The sequence below is a fragment of the Myxacorys chilensis genome, assembly GCF_059505265.1.
In genome coordinates, this window is record NZ_JCACKG010000195.1 from 37,363 (window position 1) to 60,221 (window position 22,859).

The 22,859-nt window shown below is 49.6% G+C and carries 21 protein-coding genes; 10 read left to right on the forward strand and 11 right to left on the reverse strand.

What is annotated here, in order from left to right:
- Positions 1 to 119 precede the first annotated feature (119 nt).
- The 8 genes from AC5JLB_RS18065 to AC5JLB_RS18100 all read left to right on the forward strand — a co-directional run bounded on the left by AC5JLB_RS18065 (position 120) and on the right by AC5JLB_RS18100 (position 9,292).
- A complete protein-coding gene (locus tag AC5JLB_RS18065) occupies positions 120 to 1,103 on the forward strand; it encodes an RNA polymerase sigma factor, RpoD/SigA family (RefSeq protein WP_495875215.1) in 984 nt (327 codons plus the stop codon).
- A gap of 717 nt (positions 1,104 to 1,820) precedes the next feature.
- On the forward strand, positions 1,821 to 2,348 hold the full coding sequence (locus tag AC5JLB_RS18070) for a hypothetical protein (RefSeq protein ID WP_495875216.1): 528 nt from the start codon (positions 1,821 to 1,823) through the stop codon (positions 2,346 to 2,348).
- Positions 2,349 to 2,537: 189 nt separating this feature from the next.
- Complete coding sequence (locus AC5JLB_RS18075) at positions 2,538 to 2,834, forward strand: hypothetical protein (RefSeq protein WP_495875217.1); 297 nt, start codon at positions 2,538 to 2,540, stop codon at positions 2,832 to 2,834.
- Between the two features lie 241 nt (positions 2,835 to 3,075).
- Complete coding sequence (locus AC5JLB_RS18080) at positions 3,076 to 4,221, forward strand: type II secretion system protein N (RefSeq protein ID WP_495875218.1); 1,146 nt, start codon at positions 3,076 to 3,078, stop codon at positions 4,219 to 4,221.
- Positions 4,222 to 4,322: 101 nt separating this feature from the next.
- A complete protein-coding gene (locus AC5JLB_RS18085) occupies positions 4,323 to 4,898 on the forward strand; it encodes a TIGR04376 family protein (protein WP_495875219.1) in 576 nt (191 codons plus the stop codon).
- A gap of 240 nt (positions 4,899 to 5,138) precedes the next feature.
- Entirely contained in the window at positions 5,139 to 5,615 is a 477-nt protein-coding gene (locus AC5JLB_RS18090) for a hypothetical protein (protein WP_495875220.1), read from the forward strand.
- Between the two features lie 143 nt (positions 5,616 to 5,758).
- Positions 5,759 to 6,922 (forward strand): sulfate adenylyltransferase, encoded by a 1,164-nt coding sequence (sat, locus tag AC5JLB_RS18095; RefSeq protein ID WP_495875221.1) that lies wholly within the window; start codon positions 5,759 to 5,761, stop codon positions 6,920 to 6,922.
- Positions 6,923 to 7,027: 105 nt separating this feature from the next.
- Positions 7,028 to 9,292, forward strand: a complete 2,265-nt coding sequence (locus tag AC5JLB_RS18100; protein WP_495875222.1) for a caspase family protein — start codon at positions 7,028 to 7,030, stop codon at positions 9,290 to 9,292.
- 119 nt (positions 9,293 to 9,411) lie between these two features.
- Here the strand turns inward: AC5JLB_RS18100 and AC5JLB_RS18105 are convergent, their stop codons facing one another.
- From AC5JLB_RS18105 to AC5JLB_RS18145, 9 genes are all read right to left on the reverse strand, one after another.
- Positions 9,412 to 10,197 (reverse strand): SH3 domain-containing protein, encoded by a 786-nt coding sequence (locus tag AC5JLB_RS18105; RefSeq protein WP_495875223.1) that lies wholly within the window; start codon positions 10,195 to 10,197, stop codon positions 9,412 to 9,414.
- 217 nt (positions 10,198 to 10,414) lie between these two features.
- A complete protein-coding gene (gene glsA, locus AC5JLB_RS18110; RefSeq protein WP_495875224.1) occupies positions 10,415 to 11,347 on the reverse strand; it encodes a glutaminase A in 933 nt (310 codons plus the stop codon).
- A gap of 29 nt (positions 11,348 to 11,376) precedes the next feature.
- Entirely contained in the window at positions 11,377 to 11,706 is a 330-nt protein-coding gene (locus tag AC5JLB_RS18115) for a carbon dioxide-concentrating mechanism protein CcmK (protein WP_495875225.1), read from the reverse strand.
- Positions 11,707 to 11,843: 137 nt separating this feature from the next.
- Positions 11,844 to 15,011 carry a PAS domain S-box protein gene (locus AC5JLB_RS18120; protein ID WP_495875226.1) on the reverse strand — a complete coding sequence of 1,056 codons (3,168 nt, stop codon included), beginning with the start codon at positions 15,009 to 15,011 and terminating at the stop codon, positions 11,844 to 11,846.
- A 203-nt stretch (positions 15,012 to 15,214) separates the two neighbouring features.
- Entirely contained in the window at positions 15,215 to 16,675 is a 1,461-nt protein-coding gene (locus AC5JLB_RS18125) for a glycoside hydrolase family protein (protein ID WP_495875227.1), read from the reverse strand.
- 451 nt (positions 16,676 to 17,126) lie between these two features.
- Positions 17,127 to 18,194, reverse strand: a complete 1,068-nt coding sequence (locus AC5JLB_RS18130) for a hypothetical protein (RefSeq protein ID WP_495875228.1) — start codon at positions 18,192 to 18,194, stop codon at positions 17,127 to 17,129.
- Positions 18,191 to 18,652 (reverse strand): hypothetical protein, encoded by a 462-nt coding sequence (locus tag AC5JLB_RS18135; protein ID WP_495875229.1) that lies wholly within the window; start codon positions 18,650 to 18,652, stop codon positions 18,191 to 18,193. Before AC5JLB_RS18135 ends, AC5JLB_RS18130 begins: the two co-directional genes overlap by 4 nt.
- Positions 18,618 to 19,022 carry a hypothetical protein gene (locus AC5JLB_RS18140; RefSeq protein ID WP_495875255.1) on the reverse strand — a complete coding sequence of 135 codons (405 nt, stop codon included), beginning with the start codon at positions 19,020 to 19,022 and terminating at the stop codon, positions 18,618 to 18,620. The genes AC5JLB_RS18135 and AC5JLB_RS18140 overlap by 35 nt, the downstream gene beginning before the upstream one ends.
- Complete coding sequence (locus AC5JLB_RS18145) at positions 19,022 to 19,927, reverse strand: hypothetical protein (protein ID WP_495875230.1); 906 nt, start codon at positions 19,925 to 19,927, stop codon at positions 19,022 to 19,024. The genes AC5JLB_RS18140 and AC5JLB_RS18145 overlap by 1 nt, the downstream gene beginning before the upstream one ends.
- Before the next feature lie 286 nt (positions 19,928 to 20,213).
- Between AC5JLB_RS18145 and AC5JLB_RS18150 the strand changes: the two genes are divergently transcribed.
- Positions 20,214 to 20,654: a cupin domain-containing protein gene (locus AC5JLB_RS18150; protein WP_495875231.1), complete on the forward strand. Its 441-nt coding sequence runs from the start codon at positions 20,214 to 20,216 to the stop codon at positions 20,652 to 20,654.
- A 61-nt stretch (positions 20,655 to 20,715) separates the two neighbouring features.
- Complete coding sequence (locus AC5JLB_RS18155) at positions 20,716 to 21,369, forward strand: response regulator transcription factor (protein WP_495875232.1); 654 nt, start codon at positions 20,716 to 20,718, stop codon at positions 21,367 to 21,369.
- A gap of 57 nt (positions 21,370 to 21,426) precedes the next feature.
- On the opposite strand, the gene AC5JLB_RS18160 is transcribed toward AC5JLB_RS18155, so the two are convergent.
- Both AC5JLB_RS18160 and AC5JLB_RS18165 read right to left on the reverse strand, forming a co-directional pair.
- Entirely contained in the window at positions 21,427 to 22,197 is a 771-nt protein-coding gene (locus AC5JLB_RS18160; RefSeq protein WP_495875233.1) for an endonuclease/exonuclease/phosphatase family protein, read from the reverse strand.
- A 67-nt stretch (positions 22,198 to 22,264) separates the two neighbouring features.
- Positions 22,265 to 22,753, reverse strand: a complete 489-nt coding sequence (locus AC5JLB_RS18165) for a low molecular weight protein-tyrosine-phosphatase (RefSeq protein ID WP_495875234.1) — start codon at positions 22,751 to 22,753, stop codon at positions 22,265 to 22,267.
- Between the last annotated feature and the right edge of the window lie 106 nt (positions 22,754 to 22,859).

Here is a 22,859-nt window from a genome sequence, read left to right on the forward strand (position 1 = left end):
CGAGAGATGAAGCTCTATAGCCCATTCCTTACCCTAATAGGATAAGTGGACTGTTTCTCTTCCTATTTTTGCCCCGCAACAGTTTTTCAGTTTGTTTTCACGGAGTTCACAAGCACATCATGGCTACTGCCAACACCAAATCCAAAGCTTCCAAGTCCACCTTCTCAGCCGATATGGTGCGAACTTACTTGCACGAAATTGGGCGTGTGCCGATGCTGACCCATGAGCAGGAGATTCTCTACGGAAAGCAGGTGCAGCAGATGATGGCGTTGCAAGACAAAAAAGACTCGCTGACTAAGAAGCTTGATCACGAGCCAAGTCAGCAAGAATTCGCTGAGCATGTTCACTTGAGCGAGTCAGAGTTGAATGGTATTTTTCAGCGTGGTCGTCGCGCTAAGCAGAAGATGATTGAGGCGAACTTGCGGCTTGTCGTCTCGATCGCGAAGAAGTATCAGAAGCGTAATTTGGAGTTCTTGGACTTGATTCAAGAAGGTTCGCTTGGCTTAGAGCGCGGCGTTGAGAAGTTTGATCCAACCCGTGGCTATAAGTTTTCGACCTACGCTTACTGGTGGATTCGTCAGGCCATTACCCGAGCGATCGCGCAGCAAGCCCGCACGATCCGATTGCCAATTCACATTACCGAAAAGCTCAACAAGATCAAGAAAGTCCAGCGCGAGTTATCTCAGCAGTTAGGACGTAGTCCGTCTGCTACTGAGATTGCTCAAGAGCTTGAGCTTGAGCCAGAGCAAATCCGTGAGTTCTTGATTATGTCTCGCCAACCCGTATCACTCGATATGCGCGTCGGAGACAACCAAGATACTGAGCTACAAGAGTTGCTTGAAGACGATGGGCCATCACCTGATGTCTATTTAACTCAAGACTTTCTTCGTCAAGATCTCAACAACATGATGGACGATCTGACCCCTCAGCAACGTGAGGTCTTAGCGTTGCGTTATGGCCTAAATGATGGTCACGAGCTATCTCTTGCTAAAGTTGGCGATCGCTTAAACTTGAGCCGCGAACGGGTTCGTCAGCTTGAGCGGCAGGCGTTAGACCACTTGCGTCGTCGCAAAGCCAATGTCCGCGAATATATCGCCAGCTAGACTCGTTTAGATTCTGTCTTCTATCCTCACCCTTCTACTTCAAAGGGGTGAGGATTTTTTTAAGCTAGTTGTTACTTATTTAACTAAGAGTAGTCTAGAAGTTACAGTGCCATCTTGAACAAACTGGAGCGTTTCTTCAGAAGTGTTTTTCAACCTGCCGTAAGTAGACCTCAATCGCTTCTTGAACTTTTATTTTTGAATAACTAGAAAATAGATGTTAAGTTATGCGCCCCTTTCTTGGAGGGGAACTTTCTCGCTCTGTGGGTTGTGATAATCTGAATTGAAGAAGCCAGATTCTGATTGCCCGCTAACTATCAACCATAGATAGCTTCAGCATTTTCTAAAGCGTTTTGAAAGCACTTCTATAAGGGGTCAAAACACAGACTGTCACGATGGTCGGTTGTGTAAGCTCTACACAAATGATTTGATAGCGATATGGCATTGACTGCTGCTCAAAGAAGGTAAATCTTCTTATTGAGTCATTAGTCGTATGTACACAATTCTATCGATTTCTAAACCTCTGTTCGCTCTTCCGCCACACCCGAAGTACTAAGAAAAAATATAACTCTTAGATTTCAATTTCTTTCCGAAATCCCACCTATAGGAAGAGTAGTGATACCTGCACTAACCCCTAATCTATTCACTAATCGCCTGTAATCATCAGGGTAGATATAGTGAAACTTTTTTGACTGTATATTTTTTAAGAGAGCATTTGTAATGAAAACGACACTGCTAAGCAGCACATTTTTTAATCCTTTTAAGACAGCCGCTCGCCTTTTGACTGGGCTATCTGTTGCAACTGGATTACTCGCAACGAGTATTCCATCCCAAGCTGTGCCGCTTCGCAAACCTCAGATTGCAGCAGCAACCGCAACGCTTCCTAATGGAGTCTATCTCTACGGACAGTCTTCGCAGCCTGAGCAGGTTGGCAAGTCGTACTTTGTATTTGAGGTCAAGCAAGGCAAATTGATCGGCGGGCTTTATATGCCTCGATCGTCGTTCGATTGTACCTATGGCTCAGTGCAATCTAATAAAGTCGCGCTAACGGTAGTCAACTCATATGAGAAGACTGAAAATCCCTACGCGATCGCAATCGAGCGCAACGCCTCTGTCGCATCGCTTAACAATCCGGTTCTTTCTCCCATTGGACTCGAAGGGTTTCATCAAATTTCCCGGATTAGTGACACCGATCGCCGCATTCTCAACACGTGCAAAGCCGATCATCAAAACCGCGTTTGGAAGTAGTTCGATAAAAGACATATAAAAAAAGGTTTACTTTGGCAGGGATGTTCTATGGAATGTCCCTGTTTTTTACGTCTAGGTGATAAAACGAACAAGATTTACTTTGTTCTAACTAGCGTGTCAAACTTTCACGCTATGTTAAACAGCAACTGGTTAAACAGCAAATGCTGACTCTAGCAGGCAAACATTCCTGTGAAATACTTCTTTCTAACTAATGGGTGGGTAGTAGGTCGCGTTTGGGAACTCGGCGGTTTGTGGAACGACCTGTCCTGGCGACGCAGACCCCAAATTGAGCAGATGACCGTTTGCATTTGGGAAAATGGCGAAAAGCTTTGGCTTTACCGTGTTGAAGACGCCGTACTGATGGTAGAGGTTAAACCGAAGTCAGAAACAGAGATGGCGGCGATCGGGCAAGTCGTTTTGAAGCGACTCATTACGGCTGATCAAGCGATCGACATCCTGAGCAAGAATTTAGCGCAAGAGCAGTAGATCTACTAGACTTCTGGATTTGCCCTCCGTAAGCTGATCCCATTTCAAATTCGACGAGTATAATCGCAAACATGCGCCCTCAACTACGCGTAGAGCTTACCGTTTGGACTTGTGCTGACGGAGGCTTGAGAGATGAGGTAGGCGCACAAATGAGGTTGCCAAATTTTGCAGAATCTTGGCGACCGACTCAGAGTGTTCTTTGCATTTTCTGTTCCTTTGATTTGTCATTCACACCAAAGCCATGCCTCAAGACATCAGCGGTAATAAGGCTCTTCTTGACCCGTCCCAAGATGCTTCTGGGAAGGCTCTTCAAGCCGTTGCAACACCAGAACCACCTCGGGTTGACTCATTTGCTGATCGGCTGATGGATGACCTATTTGATGATGTTGAACGATTGCTAGATGGGAGTCTACCACCACCCCCTCTCAAACCTATTGCAACGGCTAAACGACAGCCCATTGAGTTCAGTCCGACTCCACAATTTTCAGACATTGTTCCACAGCCAAAAGCGCCCCAGTGGAATACTTATATCAAAGAAGACAGTTTAGCGGTTCCAGAGCTTGATGAATTAATCAACGCTAAGCCGTCTCCATCTCGGCTCAGTAGTGTACTTCAAAAAGCTCTAGTCGTAGCGCTGTGTGCCTCTGCGATCGCGGCGGCAGCAGTGTGGCTCAGTCAACGAGGCGTGGCGAGTCGATTTTTCAGAGCGATCGCTCAAGAACCTCAAGTAGTGACCCCAGCGGCAATGGCAAAAGCACCGCCCGTTGAACTCAATCAGCAGTTCTCGGACTATGTGCAGCGATCGCTCAACGCTATCGATCGGAAAGTAGCGAGTGGAAAATCGGGCGCGATTAGCGCAGAGCGCAACTCCGTAGGAATCGCCACAACTCCTTACAAAACCAGTCTTGCGACTGTTCCAGTCAGCAGCGTCAAGTCTTCGACCTTGCTGCCAAAAGTGCCAGTCGTGGTTAATGTTCCCTCTGTTCCCTTTGTTCCTCCGGCTCCCCCGACTGCTCCAGCCTCCGTTACAGTCAACGATCCGGCACGTCAGGAGCTAAATCAACTTTTGGCACGGCTCTCTGGTGTTTTAGAGCGAATGTATCCTGCGGTTAACCGTCCGCAAGTCGTGATTCAGCCGCCGACAGCTTCCCCAACGCGAGCCGCTCAAGCTGCGCCTGAGTTGCAACGCACCATTCGGGGCTTGGTGATTGCGACTGATCCGAGTCAGTCGGCGGCGTTAGTCGATACCAATGGCGTGACTCAGCGATATTATACAGGGGAAACCATTGGCTCTAGCGGCTGGAGTATTGTTGAGATTTCAGGAAGTAGCATTGTGCTGAGGCGCAATGGGGAACTCCGAACGTTCTCAACCGGGCAAAAATTCTAGAATAGCGATTAGGTGAGAGTAAGTGGAGAGTGCTTGATGGTGATCAGACCGTACTCCATCGCTTTACTCTTGAGGTTAATCGCTAGTATCGGAGTTTCACTATGGGTCTGTTTGATGATCTCGGTCGGTTTCTAGAAAGTCGACTGGATGAATTTCTCAAAAACAATCCTCATCTCGAACTGCAAGCATTGGATGAGAAGCTCCGAGAGCAAGAGTTAGAAACAAGGCGGTTGATCTCAGACTTGCGATCGCGCGAAAAGCAAGTTGAGAGCGAAATTCTCACAACCGCTCAAGAGATTCAGCGTTGGCATGTCCGAATTGAGAAAGCAAAAGCCGCAGGTCGGACGGATCTTGCCGAGCCTGCTCAAGCGCATGAAGCGTCCCTTTTGCGAGAAGGCAACCAGAAGTGGGGACAGATGGAAGTTCTGCGCGATCGCATCAAACAAACCGAAGAGCTTTTGCCGAAGATTCAGGTGCGCCGACAGGAAGTAAAGGAAGAACTCGCGCAAGTTCAAACGGCACGAGCAACGCAAGCCGAACAACGTTGGGCATCAACGACGGGATGGAATCAAAGTACAAATGCGTTTCGTGATGCAAGCGATCCGCTAGAGCAGAGGTTCAGAACGTGGGAAACGCAGGAAGAGATTGAACAAATGAAGCGGCAGATGGGGAGATGAGGAAGGACTGAAGCGGAAGCGTCGAGCAGGAGGATTATTTGCTACATCCGCTATCACGGCGATCTCTTCGAGTTACCCGCAAGGGGTCGCATCAAAAACTGAGTGCCATAGCTAAAGTACGGATCTGGAGCGATCGCCCGTGCTTTCACTGACTCTGAATTTGACTGACTCTAAAAATAGGCGGAACGTTTCTGTATTAAGATTGGTTAAGAAGCAATCGTTTTTTTGTCCTTATCCTTCATGTCGCACGCTGGTAAACCGCGCCCCCTTTGGCTTGTAATTCTGCTGTCTGGTGTTACGGGGTTACTGTATTACGGATATTACAAGTGGGCAATTCAAGAAGAGTTGCGACACTACAACGGCTACGGGTGGTCAGGAACGCTGTGTTTAATGCCGTTTGTCTTAGGAGTCACCATTCCCTTAGCACTGGCGAGGTTTGATCCCGATGTGCCAACAGGGTTCGCTTGGGCTTCGCTGCTTGGCATTGTTTGGATCTATATCGTGCAGTTCCGCTTGTATCGCACAGTCAATACGTTGCATCGACAAGCTGGATTGAAAGAACCGCTGATTGTGTGGTGGATGTTTGTTCCAGGATTAAATTTGGTTGTCGGATTGCGGCAGATTCATTTCCTGAGCAAATTTTGGGCACAGATCCAGGGTGAAGATGTAAAAGACCCGATCGCAGATGGCTTGCCGCTCTTCTTCAGCAACACCTAAAACTAACGCCAGGTTCCTTTCCCTGCCTTGTCCCCGCGCTGACCTAAAACAGGCATTCTAAACTGCATCACATCCTGCTACTCTCAATAAAGACCCCTTTCTTGATAGAGAAGGAGGAGCTTAACCCTTACTGGCTGGAACTTATGAGTCATCCCGATAGCATCGCCCCTCATGGGGGTCAACTGATTAATCGCATCGCAACGCCGCAACAGCGTGAAGAGTTTCTTTCTAAAGCAGAGTTTTTGCCGAGAGTGCAGCTTGACGAACGGGCTGTGTCTGATCTGCAACTGATTGCGATCGGAGGTTTTAGTCCCCTCACCGGATTCATGGGCAAAGCAGACTACGATCGTGTGGTCACTGACATGCACCTCGCCAATGGATTACCTTGGTCGATCCCTGTCACTCTTTCGGTTAGCGAAGACGTTGCAGAACCGCTAAAGGAAGGTGCTTTGATCCGGTTAGATGACCTGACAGGCCGCTTTATCGGCGTTTTGCAGCTCACGGAAAAATATACTTACGATAAAGCTCACGAAGCCGTTAACGTCTATCGCACCGATGAAGAGAAGCATCCGGGCGTTGCAGTGGTATACGGTCAGGGAAATGTGAATCTGGCAGGTGATGTTTGGTTGCTAGAGCGGGATGCTCATCCTTTGTTTCCTACTTATCAAATTGATCCAGCCGCCTCCCGGCAGATGTTTCGAGAGAAAGGGTGGAAAACGGTTGTCGCCTTTCAGACGCGCAATCCGATCCACCGCGCTCACGAATACATTATTAAGTGTGCGCTAGAAACGGTGAACGGTTTATTTCTGCACCCGCTTGTAGGCGCAACAAAAGAAGATGACATCGCTGCCGACATTCGGATGCGCTGTTATGAAATTATGCTGGAGCATTATTTCCCAAAAAATCAGGTGATTCTCGGCATTAATCCGGCGGCAATGCGCTATGCCGGACCTCGCGAAGCCATCTTTCATGCTCTCTTAAGAAAGAATTATGGCTGTACTCACTTTATTGTCGGTCGTGATCACGCTGGCGTTGGTGATTACTATGGCACTTACGACGCTCAATATATTTTTGATCAGTTCGATCCAGCAGCGCTAGGCATCACGCCGATGAAGTTTGAACATGCCTTCTACTGCACCCGGACTCAAGGTATGGCGACGACAAAAACGAGTCCGAGTACACCAGAAGAACGCATTCATCTATCTGGAACAAAAGTGCGAGAAATGCTGCGTCGGGGAGAATTACCTCCGCCAGAGTTTTCGCGTCCTGAAGTGGCTGCCGAGCTTGCAAAAGCCATGAAAGCCTAATGTAGGTCATTCGTAATTCGTAGTTAAGCAGATCTTTTCAAAATTACGAATTACGAATTCTTTACCTGTTACGCTGATAGCTATGGGCGTAGGGTGATTGAGAAGATGAAGCGACGATCGTTGTTGCAGAAAACAGGGCTTTTGATTGGAGCTTGGGGCACGGCTCAACTGGGTCTTGGCTTCCGTCACACCGCTCAAGCTCTAGCGCAGCCGACGACTCGCAAGCTTGCTCTACTCATTGGAATTAATGCTTACCGCAATGGCAACTTAAACGGCAGTCTTACAGATGTGGAATTGCAGCGAGAGTTGCTAACCTATCGATTTGGGTTTCAGCCGAGCGATATTGTCACGCTGACTGATGAGAAAGCAACGCGATCGCAGATCGAAACTGCCTTTACCGAACATCTGATCAATCAAGCGAAACCCGATGATGTTGTCGTGATTCATTTCAGCGGCTATGGTACCCTGCTCAAGCTAGGCGCTACGACAGATGATGTGCAGTCTGCCCTGATCACCGCTGATGAGCCATCCCAGGAGCTGATCACAAATGCAATTCCAGAAGACACGCTGTACCTGTTACTGCGATCGCTGCCCACGCATCAAGTCACCACTGTTTTAGACACGAGCTACTTTTATCCTGGATATCCCTTGCAAGGCAACTTGAACATCCGCTCGTTAGCCTCACCAGGCGAATTCGATCAAGTGGCTCAGATCGATCAAACAGAGCATCTGTTGCAAGAAAAGCTGCTCAACACCCTGGGTCTCGATCGCGCTCAAGTCAGGACTCAGCGCCGCTCCGGGCAAATGCCGGGCATCGTTCTGTCGGCGGCGGGAGATCAGCAAGTTGCCACCGAAGCGCCTTGGAACGGGTTTTATGCCGGACTTTTTACCTACGCCCTTACGCAACAACTGTGGCAAGCTCTGCCAGACTCAAGCCTACGGCTTAACCTGAGCCGAACCGCTGAGCGGATTGGCAGGCGCGTTGATCAAAAACAACAGATCACGCTGAGCGGCAAGAATCGTGGTTCTTCTGGATCTGCGCTCAGCGCTAATAGTCCCTTAAAGCCCTATAACTTGTCACCATCTCAACCTCCAGCAGATGGAGTGATCGTTGCGATCGACGACTCTAAAACAGCCCAACTCTGGCTAGGCGGATTAGCTCCACAAGTGCTTGAGCAGTACAGCCTCAATTCTTTGTTCACTGTAGAAGCGGCTGAAGAAGCCGAGACTGAATTGCAGCCTCTTCCCCTGCTACAGGTGTATGAACGGAATGGATTAACGGCACGAGCCAAGACGGTCGCAACCCCAGCAACGCAAGATGCAACGTTGAGCCTAGGGCAACGAGTCCAAGAAGCGATTCGCGTGTTGCCGCGATCGGTGGGACTCACGATCGCTATTGATGCCAACCTCAAACGGATCGAGCGCGTCGATGCAATCAGTGCCTTTTCGGCCATATCTCATATTTCAGCCGTCACGGCTGGAGAGCAATCGGCAGATTATTTGTTTGGTAGCGTTCGCACGACGACTCAAGTGGCGTCTCTGTCTAACGATGCGATCGCGGGATCAATTTCGCCCTCCAGCTATGGGCTTTTTTCTCAAGGACGAGAAGCGATTCCAAAGACGCTTGGTGATTCTGATGAAGCGGTCAAATTTGCTGTCCGTCGCTTAGCGCCCCAACTGCAAACCTTGCTAGGCGCTAAATTACTGGGTCTGACGGTGAATGACAGCTCCTCACAGCTAGGAGTCCGGGCAACGTTAGCTCAACTTGGAACACCCGAAAAATGGCTGGTGCAACAACAGACCGATCGCGTTGCTGCTGATTCTAATCTTGTTACGCCTTCTGATGGAAAGCTGATCACGATTCCGGTTGGTAGCCGCGTTCAGTATCACATTCAGAATACGAGTACTCAACCGATTTATGTTCTGATTTTGGGCTTGGATAACGGAGGAACGGCAGTTAGGGTTGGGCATCCTCCTCAAGTGGTTGCCCTGCAATCTCCATCTAGCGCCCCCAGTCCTCCGAACTGCATTGCACCCAACGAAAGCATGACGATTCCACTTGTAGGGACTAATTCCGAATGGATTGTTGGCGACCCGGCAGGACTGGCAGAAACTTATGTGATTTGCAGCCGCACTCCGTTTGAGCGAACTGAACGGTTACTGGCGGCTGATTCTAGTAGTGGTGTGATCCACCCGATCGCGAATTTTTTAGAGGTCGCTCAAGCAGTACTACAGGATTTGCATCAAGCCAGCGCTCCTTCGGAGCTTCGCGACGCGAACAGTGCCCAGTGGATTGGGGCGACTGACGTTTTTGCATTAGATGTCAATGCTTGGGCAACATTCCGATTTACCTATCAAGTGATGGTATGACATAGAACATGCTGAACAGGTGCATCGTTAAACACATGCGTTGAGCCAAAAGTAAGTCGCCTGTAGTACTTCTACAGGCGACTCAGGTGTAGCAGGTTTTTCTGAAGAAGTCGGCTCAGTTAGTTGGCATACGATCCTGAGAACCAGCCGCCATCTGTCAATTGATACCAACCGCCAGAAGACTGCACAACACGTACCCGCTCACCGTAGTAGAGCGGTCTGCCATTGAGTGCATAACCTGTCCCTGGGCCATTGCGGACGTTGACAACACTACCCGTAACGGTCACAACTCGATCGATCGGAGTACCGCCACCACCAGTACCTGGATTAGAGCCGGCACTAGTGGCATAGGAGGATGAGAACCAACCGCCATCCGGCAATTGATACCAACCGCCGGAAGAGCGAACCACTCTTACGACTTCACCATAGTAGAGCGGTCTGCCATTGAGTCCGTAGCCTGTTCCTGGACCATTACGGACATTGACAATGCTGCCGGTAACTCTGACGCGGGTGTCGATTGGGGCTCCACCGCCGCCGCCGCCGCTACCACCAGAATAGGTAGTATAGTTTGAGGCGATCCAACCACCACTGCTGATGCGATACCAACCGCCAGAATAGTCGCTAACGCCTACCGTCTGACCACTGCTTAATCCGCCGATGACCGGATATCCTGTTCCTGGACCTGACCGAATATTCAAGCCTGATGAGGTCACAGTCACCGAAGCGGGAAGAGCATTTGCGTTAGGGACACTCACCAAAAGTGTGGTCGCCAAAAGCAAACCTGCAAGCCCAACTGATGCTGCCGCTGGAACCGTTAAACCTAGTTCCTTTAGCGATCGCACCTGGAGATCCGGAGAAGGATCTTCATGGGCGACAGCAGTTTCAAGAAATGCAAAAGTTTCCATGGTATGAATTCCCCGATAATTACACGTGTGGAATATAAAATCAGCTTACTGTAGCTTCGTTCCGGAGCATTACGGAGAAAAGATTAATCTTTTCATAGAAAAATGGCTTTCACTACGTGAAACATTCAAGCCCACTTAAAATTATCTGAGTATTATCACGGATTTTTTATAAAGAAAAGTTAAAGATTTTCTTACGGGTGCAGAGTAACTATTTTAATTAGCCGAAAATACTGAGGTCTAGAGTTTGAACAATAGCTTCAACTAAAAACAGTCCAGCAACAGAATTTCCAGTTTGATCAATGGCTGGACTGTAGCAGGCGATCGCGCCTTGATGCGGCACGATCGCCAATAGTGCGCCACTCACCCCAGACTTGAGCGGCAAGCCAATGCGGACAGCAAAGGCTCCAGAATCTTCGTATAGCCCGCAGGTGAGCATAAGTGTATTGACAATGCGCTGATGCTGAGTTGCGATCGGAGGATAAGCCTCCAAAGGAACGGCGTTAGAGCGCGTCAGCAACAGACCGAGGTGAGCAAGATCGGCAATCGTGCCTGACAAGCAGCAGATATGGTTGTAAGTATCGAGTGCGACTTCGACCTGATCTAGATGTTTCGCTTCCACTAACAGCCGCGCGATCGCACGATTTGTTTCATTGGTGAGCGATCGCACCGAGTGCAGCATCTTTTCATCCAGCACAAGCTGACTGCCAGCATGGGTATTGAGCCATTGCCGCAATACTTCACAGCGGCTCTCACCCGAGTTTCCAGTCAAGAATGCGGTGAGCGCGATCGCGCCACTATTAATCATGGGATTACGGGGAAACCCCTGATCGAGTGACAGTTGAGCGACAGAATGAAAGGGCTGATCCGAAGGCCGCATTCCTACCCGCCGAAACACTGCCTCTGCGCCCCACTGCTCAAGGGCAAACAGCAAGAGAAACGGTTTGATCACGCTCATTAGCGTAAACGGCTGCGCCCAATCCCCCGCAACAACCTGCCGTCCATCGACGGTTTCAACCTGAATTGTGAGGGTTTGAGGGTTAACGCGAGCCAATTGTGGAATGTAGTCTGGCAACCGTCCATGAGAGGTGAGCGATCGCGCTTGAGTCAGCCAACGATCGAGTTGAGCAGGTGTGAGCATTGCCAGACTCATAGGAATCCCGGGTTAACCTTTCCCGCGTCTCATCTCGCTTCGTTAAACTCGATCGTGTCTTCGGTATATTCAATCGGCAAGACTGCCATCAGGTTCTCACTCGGGCGCGGAATGTAGTGAGAGGACAGGAACAGCTTATCGCCCTCCTTATATGGATTCATTTTCTTGGCAGCTTCGATACCAGCCTCAACAGCAATCTTGACTTCTGAGACATTGCCGCGCACCACGATGGTGATGTACGCACCGCTGACTTTCTCCATCTCAACGAGGGTTACGCGAGCGGCTTTACACATAACATCTGCGACCGAGAGGGCAGGCGGCAACCCGCGCACCTCGACCATTCCAACAGCGTAGCCCATGACCAAAACTCCCTTCCAGGTTCTAATACCTAAGATTATTACAGCATCGTGGGATTTGGTGAAATGATTTGGCTTGTGGAATCTATTAGAAGAGCTTATGAACGATCTTAGCCTCTCGCCTGGAGAAGAACAGAATTTCAGGAGCCGAGCGACGATGAGAGGACTTGTCGTACGGCAATGAGCAGATCTTCTGACGTGCAAGGCTTGGGTAAGAACGTTTTAACGCTAGCGGCTTGAGTCTGGGCTTCGTTGGTGCTGAGTCCGCTCAAGGCGATGATCTTAACCTGCGGATTGAGCCGCTTTAAGGTGCGAATCGCGGTGATTCCATCCATCGAAGGCATCATAATATCCATCACCACAGCCTGGATCTCAGCCTGATGTTGAGCATAGAGTGCGATCGCATCAATGCCGTCACGAGCCGTCATCACCTGATACTGATGCGCTTCTAGCGTTGCTTTTAAAACCTCTCGAACCGGGGTTTCATCATCGACGAGCAAAATCAGTTCGCCTTGCCCATCTGAAGTTTCAGGGGCTTGAGTTTGCGGCGCTTCAGACCCAATCAGGGCGGGTAGGAAAATTTTGAACTGCGTGCCTTTGCCAACGACGCTCGACACTTCAATAAATCCCCCGTGACTTTTGACAATGCCGATTACCGTTGAGAGTCCGAGTCCGGTTCCTTTGCCTAGCTCCTTTGTGGTAAAAAACGGTTCAAAAATGTGGTCTAGTACCTCTGGCAGAATGCCAACACCTGTATCGGAGAACGTGACGACGCTAAACGTGCCTACAATCGCGTCTAGGTGCATCCGAACGTACTGTTCATCGATCACTCGGTTTTCGGCGGTGACGCGCAGTTTGCCGCCCTCTGGCATGGCATCTCGTGCATTCACGGCTAGATTGAGAAAGACCTGATGGAGTTGGGTCGCATCTCCAGATACCACCCACAGATCTTGAGGCAGCGTGAGATCGACCTCGATCGATTTGGGAAAGGTCTGCCGCATCATCTGCTGTACATCCCGCAACAGATGGCGCAACTGAAGAATCGTTCGTTCTCCTTCGATGCCGCGTGCAAATGAGAGGACTTGTTTGACAAGATTCGCGCCCCGCTTGGAATTCGTTTCTAGCATGACTAGCAGCGATCGCGTGGGTTCGTCGAGGTCAGACAACTTCATCGGCAAAAGTTGCGCGATCGCGAGAATCGGCGTCAGGATGTTGTTGAGATCATGCGCAATTCCACTGGCTAAGGTTCCTAGACTTTCTAGGCGCTGTGTTCGTAAAAATTGCGCTTCGAGATCTTTTTTCTCGGTAATATCAGTGTCCACCATCAAGATCGAAACGGGATGTTCTGCCTCATTGCGAACCAGCGTCCAACGGCTTTCGGTAATGACCGATTTACCCGATCTCGTAACTTTTGAGAGTTCGCCTTGCCATTCTCCCTGCTGAAAAACCGTAGTGTGGGCAAGGTCTAACGCTTGAGATGAACTGCGATGGAGGAATTGAGTGACATCTTGGTGCAGCGCTTCTTCGCCTGTCCACCCGTAGAGCCGCTCTGCTCCTTTATTCCAAAACGTAAGCTGATAGTCTAAATTACAAACATAAATGGCATTGGTTGCAACATCGATTAATGTTGCCTGTTCGCGAATGGTTTGTTCAGCGAGTTTGCGATCGGTAATATCAACACAAGAGCCAATGTATCCTAAAAATTCTCCGTCTGGAGCAAAGCGCGGTGTCCCTTCGTCTAAAATCCAACGATATTTACCATCCGATCGGCGCAGTCGATATTCCATCCGAAAAGATTGGCGGGCATCAAAGGCAGTGGTGTAAGTCTCAAAGCAGTCAACCCGATCGTCAGTATGAACGCTCATGACCCAACCGTCACCGAGTTCTTGTTCTAGCGATCGCCCCGTCAACTCCATCCAAACCCGATTGAAATAGATCCGCGCCTTCTCGACATCAGAAAGCCAAATCAGCATTGGAGCGGTATCTGCCATCATGCGAAAGCGGGCTTCGCTCTCTCTCAGGGCGGCTTCGGTCTGCTGTCGCTCAATCAGTTCGGTTTGCACTTGATGGTACAGTCCGGCCTGCTGAATGGCGATACTCACTTGAGTTGCAATGTGCTGGAGTAATTCAATTTCAGAGAGTTCCCACGATCGCACGTCCGAGCAGTGATGAGCAATTAGCAGTCCCCACAGCGTTTCTCCTTGCAAAATCGGAACAACGAGGTTGGCTCGGACTTGAAATTGAGACAACAGATCGGCGTAGCACGGGGTCACACCAGCCGCGTGAATATCTGCGATCGCGCTCACGCGCCCTTGCCGGTAAGGTTCTACATACTGTTCGCTTAAACACGGATCGTAGATTTTGGTGGATAAAATCGCCGTCCACTCATCTCCGACTGATTCAACGGCAATTGTGCCGCGCCAATCTGGGGCAAAGCGAAATAGCAGCACGCGATCGGTCTGCAAAACCTGTCGCACTTCATCCACAGTGGTCTGCAATATTTCATCTAAATTGAGCGATTGCCGAATCCGCTGAGCAATATGAGCGACAAGATTTTCGGGGTCGGTTTGCTGATGAGGCAGCATCTCAGAATCCTGTGGATCAGTGATCGGTTGATTAACGGTTTCAGCGGAGTTGCGCCTTGCAAGAATGTCGAGTGGCGGGCGTGTTTGCTCTAACTCGTACGGTTCTGAAGCGGCGTTCTGCGCGATTCTTGCCGCAAATTGATCTTCTAAAACAGCGCTGAGCCGATCGAGCGTCGTCACACCGATCAAATTGCCTTGCTCATCCAAAACGGGCAGATGGCGAATCTGATGTTGATGGAGTAAGGACAACGCCGTGAGGAGCGTTTGTGTAGGTAGGGTTTGAGTTGAATGGATTTGAGTTGAATGGATTTGAGTTAAGTGGGTTGATGGCAAAGTGAGCGTCACCACTTCTGACGACATCACGTCTGCGATCGTTAATTTCGAGAGATCTACACCCTTAGCAACCAGTTGAACAACGTCGTGTTCGGTGAAGATGCCGACCAATTGCTGACGAGCCGGATCTAATGGATCTGTCTCAACCACTAAAATGCAGCTTTCAAGTTGAGAACGAGAGATCAGTTGAGCCGTCGGTTGAGTCGTTGATGGAATATGCGGTGCGTGATTTAGTAGAATTCCAAATGGCTGGATCTGTACATTGTCAGAATTGCAGAGGGCGCGAATAGCATCCGCCACGATCGTATGCGGTGCGACCGTTAGCGGAAGTTGATCGATCACAGATTCTTCTAAGGCGGGCAGCGCAACCCAGGAATAAGACGGCGGCATAACCACTCCTATATCTCTAGGATGAGTTAAACCTATCACCTCAGTTTACAGAAGTCATATCAAAATCAAGGGAACTTAATTCTGGTGGAGTGCCCACTCCGATCCGAAAACGCTAGACGCTATAGAACTCAATAGATCGTTGCAAATTCGTTACACAATTCATTCACAAACGATCACAGTTCGTTTTAAAACTACAGTTCGCTTTAAAACTTCCTAGCGGGGCAAGACTTGCGATCGCGATCGGACTGCGGTTCTTGCCAAGAGTAAGCGAAATGACTAATAGATGAAATTCGTGGGGCAAATCGCCGCAGTGCTTCCATCTGCACTTCTAACGGGGGACGGTTACTGATCGATTGCTGCCAAATTCCGGCTAACACAGGTTTAACTTGCGTTCCTGGTCGGGCTTGGCTCATCACACGCTGCACCTGACTAACAATGCAGTCGGTTCGACCACACACCCCGTACGACATGGGATGCCACTCAACGCCGTTAGGAAATCGATCCCACGGCTGTAATCGCGAATCGAATCCGCCTCGCCCGATCGTTTGGTTACCCTCTGGAAAAAAGACCGCTCCGGCAGGGATTCCTGTTTGCCGAGCCGGGTAGACGGCGGCATTCAAGAAGTCCACAACACCTTGCATTGCGTGGGCAACACCCAAGCGCCAAAGATCGGTTTGCAAAATTGAATGGCGTTGAGCAACAGAAGCACGAAACTCATTGGCGAGCGGTTGGCGTCCTTGCCACATGGGGGTTGTTTCGTTGCGAAAGAGTTTATCAACCGCAACCACATCCGCCGTATTAATGAACCCGCGATCGAGGAACCGCTTAATTAACTCTCGCCCTTTGCCATTGGTTCCGCGATCGTAAAACGCTTTTCGAGCCGCTTCGCCGTAGATCCATAGATCCTGCACTTTGGTTGCGATCGAGGCATTGCCCACACTGCGCGGATACCGAATATAGTCGAACAAAATTCCATCGGGGCGGCGTTTTAGCACCGCTTGTACCATTTGGTAATAGTCTTGTTTCGCTGCCAAGCTATACGGATCGATAAACGCTTCGTTGGGATTGAGACTACCCAAATCGGTACTTAGTCCCGCAAGCGTGTTGGCAGACAAGCTCGTTTGTCCGCGACCATTGCGTAAGAGTGAAATCTGCTTATTGGGTCGAATCGCGTAGCTATAGCCAAAATTCATGGAGAACATCCAGGAGTAAACGCCTAAGCCGCGTTCTCGTCCTTTCTGAATCACCTGTGCTAGAAGGTCAGCCTTCTCGTTGCCGTAGCTTCTAACAACCGGCTGCCATGCGGTCGGATTGTCAGCCGCAGGTAATAACACCTGTCCGTTGTAGAAGGTTTCGACATACACCTGGTTGTAGCCGCGATCGACAATGCGATCTAATACTTCATCTAGCGCTCCGGGCCTTAGGTCACACTCATACAGCCGTATCCAAATTGCTTGCGTTTTCAGCCAGTTCTGACCGCGACACTGTTTCAGTTGATTGGCTTGTTTAGCAATAATGTCTTGATACCGCTGCCGCGCCTCTTTTTTTCCACTGGTCGCATCACGGCGGGCAATTTCTTTTTGGGCAATACCATCCGATGTCTGTTGACAGTAGGGAAGAAAATCGGCGGCTCCAGCAGGAGGAATCCAGAAATTTTGCGCCATCAGACTCGCTCCTGCAAGAGAGACTAAGCTCCGAGTGATGGTATTACAAACGTGTTTTGTAATGTTTTGAAGTCCGACAGAGTGAGACGCAGCGGCACTACTCCTAGAAAAAAGACGCCCATTAACCATAGAACGATCGCACAACTCTTATAAAACAGCTAAACCTCCTCACCCTCAGTCTTATAAACCAGAAGTAGGAGAGTGGTCACAAAAAATCACTAAATAGCTTTAACAAGACCGCTTTAAGCAAGTCAAATTTGAGCCAGTCAAATATGGGTGTCAGACCATTTAGTGACAGAAGCGACAGAAAGGTTTCAACCTTGCACCCTAGAGTGTACCCTTTTCAGTTTCAAGACTAATACTGCGATCGCAATCCTTGCACAATCTATATTCTTGCTAATAGAAAAAGAGCGGGGACATTCAGCCCTGCTCTTTACTTCTATGGAAGATGCTATGGAAGACGACTTACTCTTGAATCGGGTTTTGATGTGGAGTTTTGCTTCTCAGCAACGGATTCTAGAGCGCGAGTCGATGGGTGAAGAGAGAGGGCCTGCGCGATCGCGCTCAATCGCCGCGCCTGATCTCGACTAATGCTGTACTCGGTGTTGCCAAGTCCGGGGGCATCCCATCGGCGAGTCGCAGGGTTAATGTAGGAGTACGTGCGGGCACGCAGAACGGCGTCGGTTCCTTGAAAGCCTTCAGTATAGGCTTGGCGGAGTCGCTCAATATAGCCACCGCTTGCGAGGGCCGCTAACGGAGCTTGATTGGCTAAATCGATCGCATTTAACTGCTCTTCTAGAGATAGTTTCAATCCGCTGAGTTCTGCCGTTTGACGAATCATCTCAAACTGCCGACGCAATCGATTGAGTTGTCGTTCATCGGCCTCTTCTGGCGATCGCGCTCCATGCTGATAGGAGAAACTGCCCAAATTCCACTGTGCATTTCCCGGATCGACATGCCCATAGTACGCCCAAGTCTTCCCACCATTAGGCGTCCGGGTTCCCTCAGCACTACCAACGGCAGTAGCGACTAGAGAATCAGATCCGCCCTCGAAAAGCTGGTCAGCAGATAGAAAGAGGGCAGGACGAGGAGATGCAGGTGCGATCGCATCTGCTCCGATCGACATCGGCGGTTCAGATGTTAGCGGTTCAGATCTTGATGCGTTGGAAGAGTCGGATGCGCTGGCATCAATGGCATCTCGACGCGGTGAAGGCTGAAAGGTAACTGCGGCTCGCTTTGCAACACGACGCTGAGATTCGCTTCTCGACGGGCTTGGAAGCGCGGCAGTTTGTTTAACGGGTACTACAACCTGAGCAGAACTATCTTGCTGAGCATCAGCGCTGATCTGTTTAGGTTCGCTCTTGCTGCGATCGCGGTATGAAGGCCGTTCTTCTCGGTTTGAATGAATCGCCTCTTTGACAGGAGGCGCAAAATTTAACACGGTGCCCGCTTGAGCAGATCTCGCAGCACCAAACATCAGAGCCGCAAGGCTCATCGCTACAACCACAAGTCGTTTCATGGTGTTTTTAAGGTTCGTTGCAAAAGGGTTCTATCGGGTTCAACAATTGCCCAGGTTTTATCTGGCTGCTTCAGCAGCGCCGCAAATTGCAGAATCGTTGCTGTTCCAAGCGGTTGTCCTTGCTTGAGTGAGCCAATCGTCGGTGATCGCAGCCCACAATATCGAAACAAGTAAGCCGGAATCGTTGGAGTTGAGAAATAAAGGCAGCCTCGCTGATCAAGAAACGTGTCTCCGTCGTAGGGCGCAAACACCGGCTTGCCGTTTAGCACAATGGAGATGTCGCCCAAACCACCTGCAACCTTGTAGCCCGCGATCGCATCTCCCGGCTGCAATTGCCAGGATTGGTAAAGCGGCACATTAGTTTTAGAGCGGGTAGCAGACTGCAATTGGCATCCGCCAGCCAACAGGGCGATCAGTCCTGCCTTAATGCACCCAGAACCGAAACCCTTTATACTCATCCCCATCGTATAAAACCACCAGTTGAGTCTTTGGCTGAAGCTCCACAAAATCATCGGCGTCAACTAGGTAAACGTCTCGCTCAGGTGGCGTATCGGCTCGAACCTGAACCTTTGGCAATTTGCAATGAGGCTCCTTTAAAATTCCGCGAACCTTACTCTTAGTGGCTCCTTGCTCAACCGTGAGGAGCTTTGCAATTTGGTCTTTTGAAAGTTTGCTGTCTGTCTTCGTGACCTTCTGACAGGTTTCGCTAGCTTTACTGCCAAACGAGGGCAAACTGTGTGACTCTAGAAGCAGTGCGATCACGAGCAATGCAGCTCCTCCCGCCAACCATTGTTTTAAGGTAAGTGTTTCAAGCTTACGAACATACATCACAGAAACTTCCCTCCAATCAGCAACCCAACGGTAATCAGCAGTAAGCGATAAACGCTGACCGAATTGACTTGAGGCAGAAATAGCGCTGCATAAATTGCCATCAGTGCCGGAACAAATACCAACATCGAGATCGGCAGGGCTAGTGCTGGCAAGCTACTTGCGATCGCGCTCAGTCCGTACCGCAACCCGATTGATGCCAAGATCCACAGCAGGGCATCAAGGGCAATGGCAGATGGTTTGGAGGGCAAATGCGTTGCTCGCTGCCAAACTTGCAAAGCAACAGACTTCAAGGTGTGACGCCGACTCCGCCGGGAAGGACGACGGGAAGAGGCAGAGAAAGCAGGAATAGGCGAGGAAGCTGTTCGGGCTTGCATGACCTCTGGCATCTGAAGTTCCGGCATCTGAAGTTCTGGAAGGGATTCTGATGCGGCTGGACTAGAAGGCTGAGCAGATTCTTCAGATTTGGCAGAATCAGATTTGGCAGAATAGACCGGCAGTTCAAGACCTGATGCTTTTCGGTCAGAGGCATCAACATCTTGTGCGATCGCTCTCAGCGCTTCCATCTCTTCTACAATGGAGGCGGACTGTTGGCTAATGTGTTGAAGCTCTTGTTCCAGTTGGGCAAACCGAGACGCGATCGTAGAGCGAGACACATCCCAGATGGGTTTGACTTGGGTAGAAATGGTCTGCTTAGATTTAGTAGCCGCCTGACGCTTCGTTTTTGCAGGGGTCTTAGTGTTCAACTGGCGCTTTCGCTTCGGGGCTACCTCCGGTTCTGAAGCAACCGATTCACTCCCCTCAGGCGATACTGGCTGATCTGCTAGCCGAGACGTGCGCCGCGTCTTTGCACTAGATTGTCCTTGTACTCGTGTGGATTGGCTGTCTGCTTTTAGTTCTGTCATGGCGGCTCCTGAGGCTAGCGAATCACCCTATCACTATAGTACAGAAGTACTATTAATAGTATTAGTGTACTAAAAGCAATAAGTCAAGCCATTCAGCGATCGTAAATTCGCAGTTTTAACTCAGATTTTTAACCGATAGGTAGGCAAAGAATCAGGCTGAGTCTTAGAAAGCTCTTTATCCATAGAAGGCTCTTTATCATAAAATGGTGCATCTTGTGATAGTAAAGACAAAATTTTATGTTTAGATACCTTACCCTTAAACCAGAGCTACTAGAGGACAATCGCTATGGGTCTGAAACGCGGTATTGAAATTATTCCATTAGCATCGGTGAAAGGCGGAATGGCAGAATTCTACACGCCCCAATCAAGCCACGAAACGATGTTGGTCAATGTTCCGGCTGGTACAATTGATGACCTGTTCGTACATCACTTTCAAACCGATCAACTGCTTGTGGTGCGCGGAAGCTTCATTCTGGTTGTGTTACAAAATCGTAGGTATCAATACATTCCGCTAACTGAAAGGCAACCCACGATCGTTAAGGTTCCTCCTGGCGTTCCTCACGGGGCAATCAACTCAAGCGCTGAGCCATGTGTTTTAGTCAATGCTGTATTAAGACATGGAGCAGCTTGCGAACGAGACTATCGCCCACTTCGGCAACCCTTCCCCTACGATATGAATACAGCCAATCGACTCCTACAAGACCTCAACTATCTGACGACGGCATAGTGGCGTCTTACCTGGTCTTCTGGCTTTATCCACCCTGTTCGCATTTACATGCTTGTTGTCCATGCCGTTGACCATTCTCGTAGCTGAAGACGACTTAGGCACTCGCCTCTCAATCAGTGATTACCTCGAATCCTGCGGTTACTCAGTCTTGTCAGCTGAGAACGGCAAGGAAGCGTTTGCCCTAGTTGAAACCGATCAGCCCCATTTAATCGTTACTGATGTCACCATGCCACAGATGGATGGCTATGAATTCGTTAAGCAAGTCCGCAAACGTCCTTCAATGCGGTTGCTACCTGTGGTGTTTCTAACAGGACGGACAGATTCTCAAGAACGGGTTTTAGGCTATCAGCTAGGCTGTGATGTCTATTTGGCAAAACCGTTCGAGTTGACCGAGCTAGGCGCGGTCGTCCGAAATTTGCTTGATCGGGTGCAGATGATCGAGTCAGAATGGCGATCGCGGATGCAAGCGGCAGAACCAACGGAGCGACCGGAGTCCCTCAGCAAATATCCCCCGTCGCTCATTGACTTAACATCCCGCGAGAAAGAGGTGCTGATCTTGCTTAGCGATGGACTCTCGAACGGTCAAATCGGGGGCCAGCTTCATCTCAGTTCTCGCACCGTCGAGAAGTATGTCAGTAGTTTGCTTAGAAAAACAGACACCAACAATCGAGCAGAATTAGTCCGCTATGCAATCGAGCATCAGCTTGTAGATTAGCTTGGGTTGGGAGACATTTTGGTTTTAGTAGAGCAAATTTTTCAAGGCCGCAACGGGTTATCTTGCGGTCACTTCCGCCATCATGTCCACAAACACACCATTGTGGTCGCTCATTTTCCCCTTCTCTGGCGTGGTTCCCTCCCAAGCCCCGACATTCACCAGATGAGGCACTAAACTCTTAGACAAACAAATGTGATCCACCGTTGCCCGCGAAAGCCCTCTCTCCATCATATTTTCCTTCGTCACACAGTCGAGTGAAAGATCGTTTAAGGCTGCACTCAACAGCCCAACTGACTCTTTTTCTTCGTACCAACCCGAACCATCTCGACTTTGATTGAAATCGCCTGCAACGCACATTAGATGATTGGGGTACTGCTTCCCAATGCGTAACCAATCCTGATGATGCTGACGAATGGATTGGCGATGCTCTTCCCATCGCTTAGCCGTCCCACTGATGCCTTTCTCGTTGGCGTAAGGGATGACAGTTCCATAAACAAGCATTGCGCCGAACGGTGAATCCACTTCAGCACAAACCGCATAAGTCGGATCAAAGGTGGGAATGCAACTCCGTATCTTCCAGCGTGACCAAATCGTTGCAAGATTTTCACCGGCTTCGTAATACTCGGAGGCGCAAGACGCAACAGACTCGTAATCGCTTCCAAGAGCGATCGCGGCGTTCGTTTCAGTCAGTACCCACACATCTGCATCAATATCGAGAATCTGATCGAGACGGCGCTGATTTTTGATCCAGCCATTTTGCTTGGGGCGTTCAAGATTCCAAGTTGCCACGCGAAACTTAACAGATGAATTCGCAGTAATTGAATTCATGATGATGTCTTACCAATTGCTTCAACATCATTTAGCCCCAAACTCCAAAGCGAGATAACAAACCGCTTTAGCGGCGAACTAGTTCTTTTTCTCGAATCACGTAGTTCAACAATCCTTCGCAAGCATCCATCAACAAGTCAATCACCTGATTAAATCCTTCTTCACCGCCGTAGTAAGGATCAGGCACTTCCTTGAGGGTGTGACGAGTGCAAAAATTACACATCAAGCGAACCTTGTCGCGGTGCGTCCCAGCCCGGTCAACAGAACAGATTTCCTCATAGTTTTCGCGATCCATCGCTAGGATCAAATCAAATTCTTCAAAGTCCGATCGCACAAATTGCCGCGCCTGACCAACCAGATCAATTCCTTGCGCCTTAGCTGCGATCGTCATTCTGCGATCGGGCGGACTGCCAATGTGGTAGCTCGATGTTCCAGCAGAATCACACGCAATTTCGCCGCTCAACCCTGCATCCCGAACCAAATGATTCATGATGTTCTCAGCCGACGGAGAGCGACAGATATTTCCCAAACAGACAAACAGCAATTTATAAGCCATAGACCTAATACGATTGAACCGGGCAATCAGTCCATCATATCGCCCGGTTCAATCTTATTTTGCTTTATGAAAACCGTTGTAGGACCTTGTAGAACCTGCGTTCTAG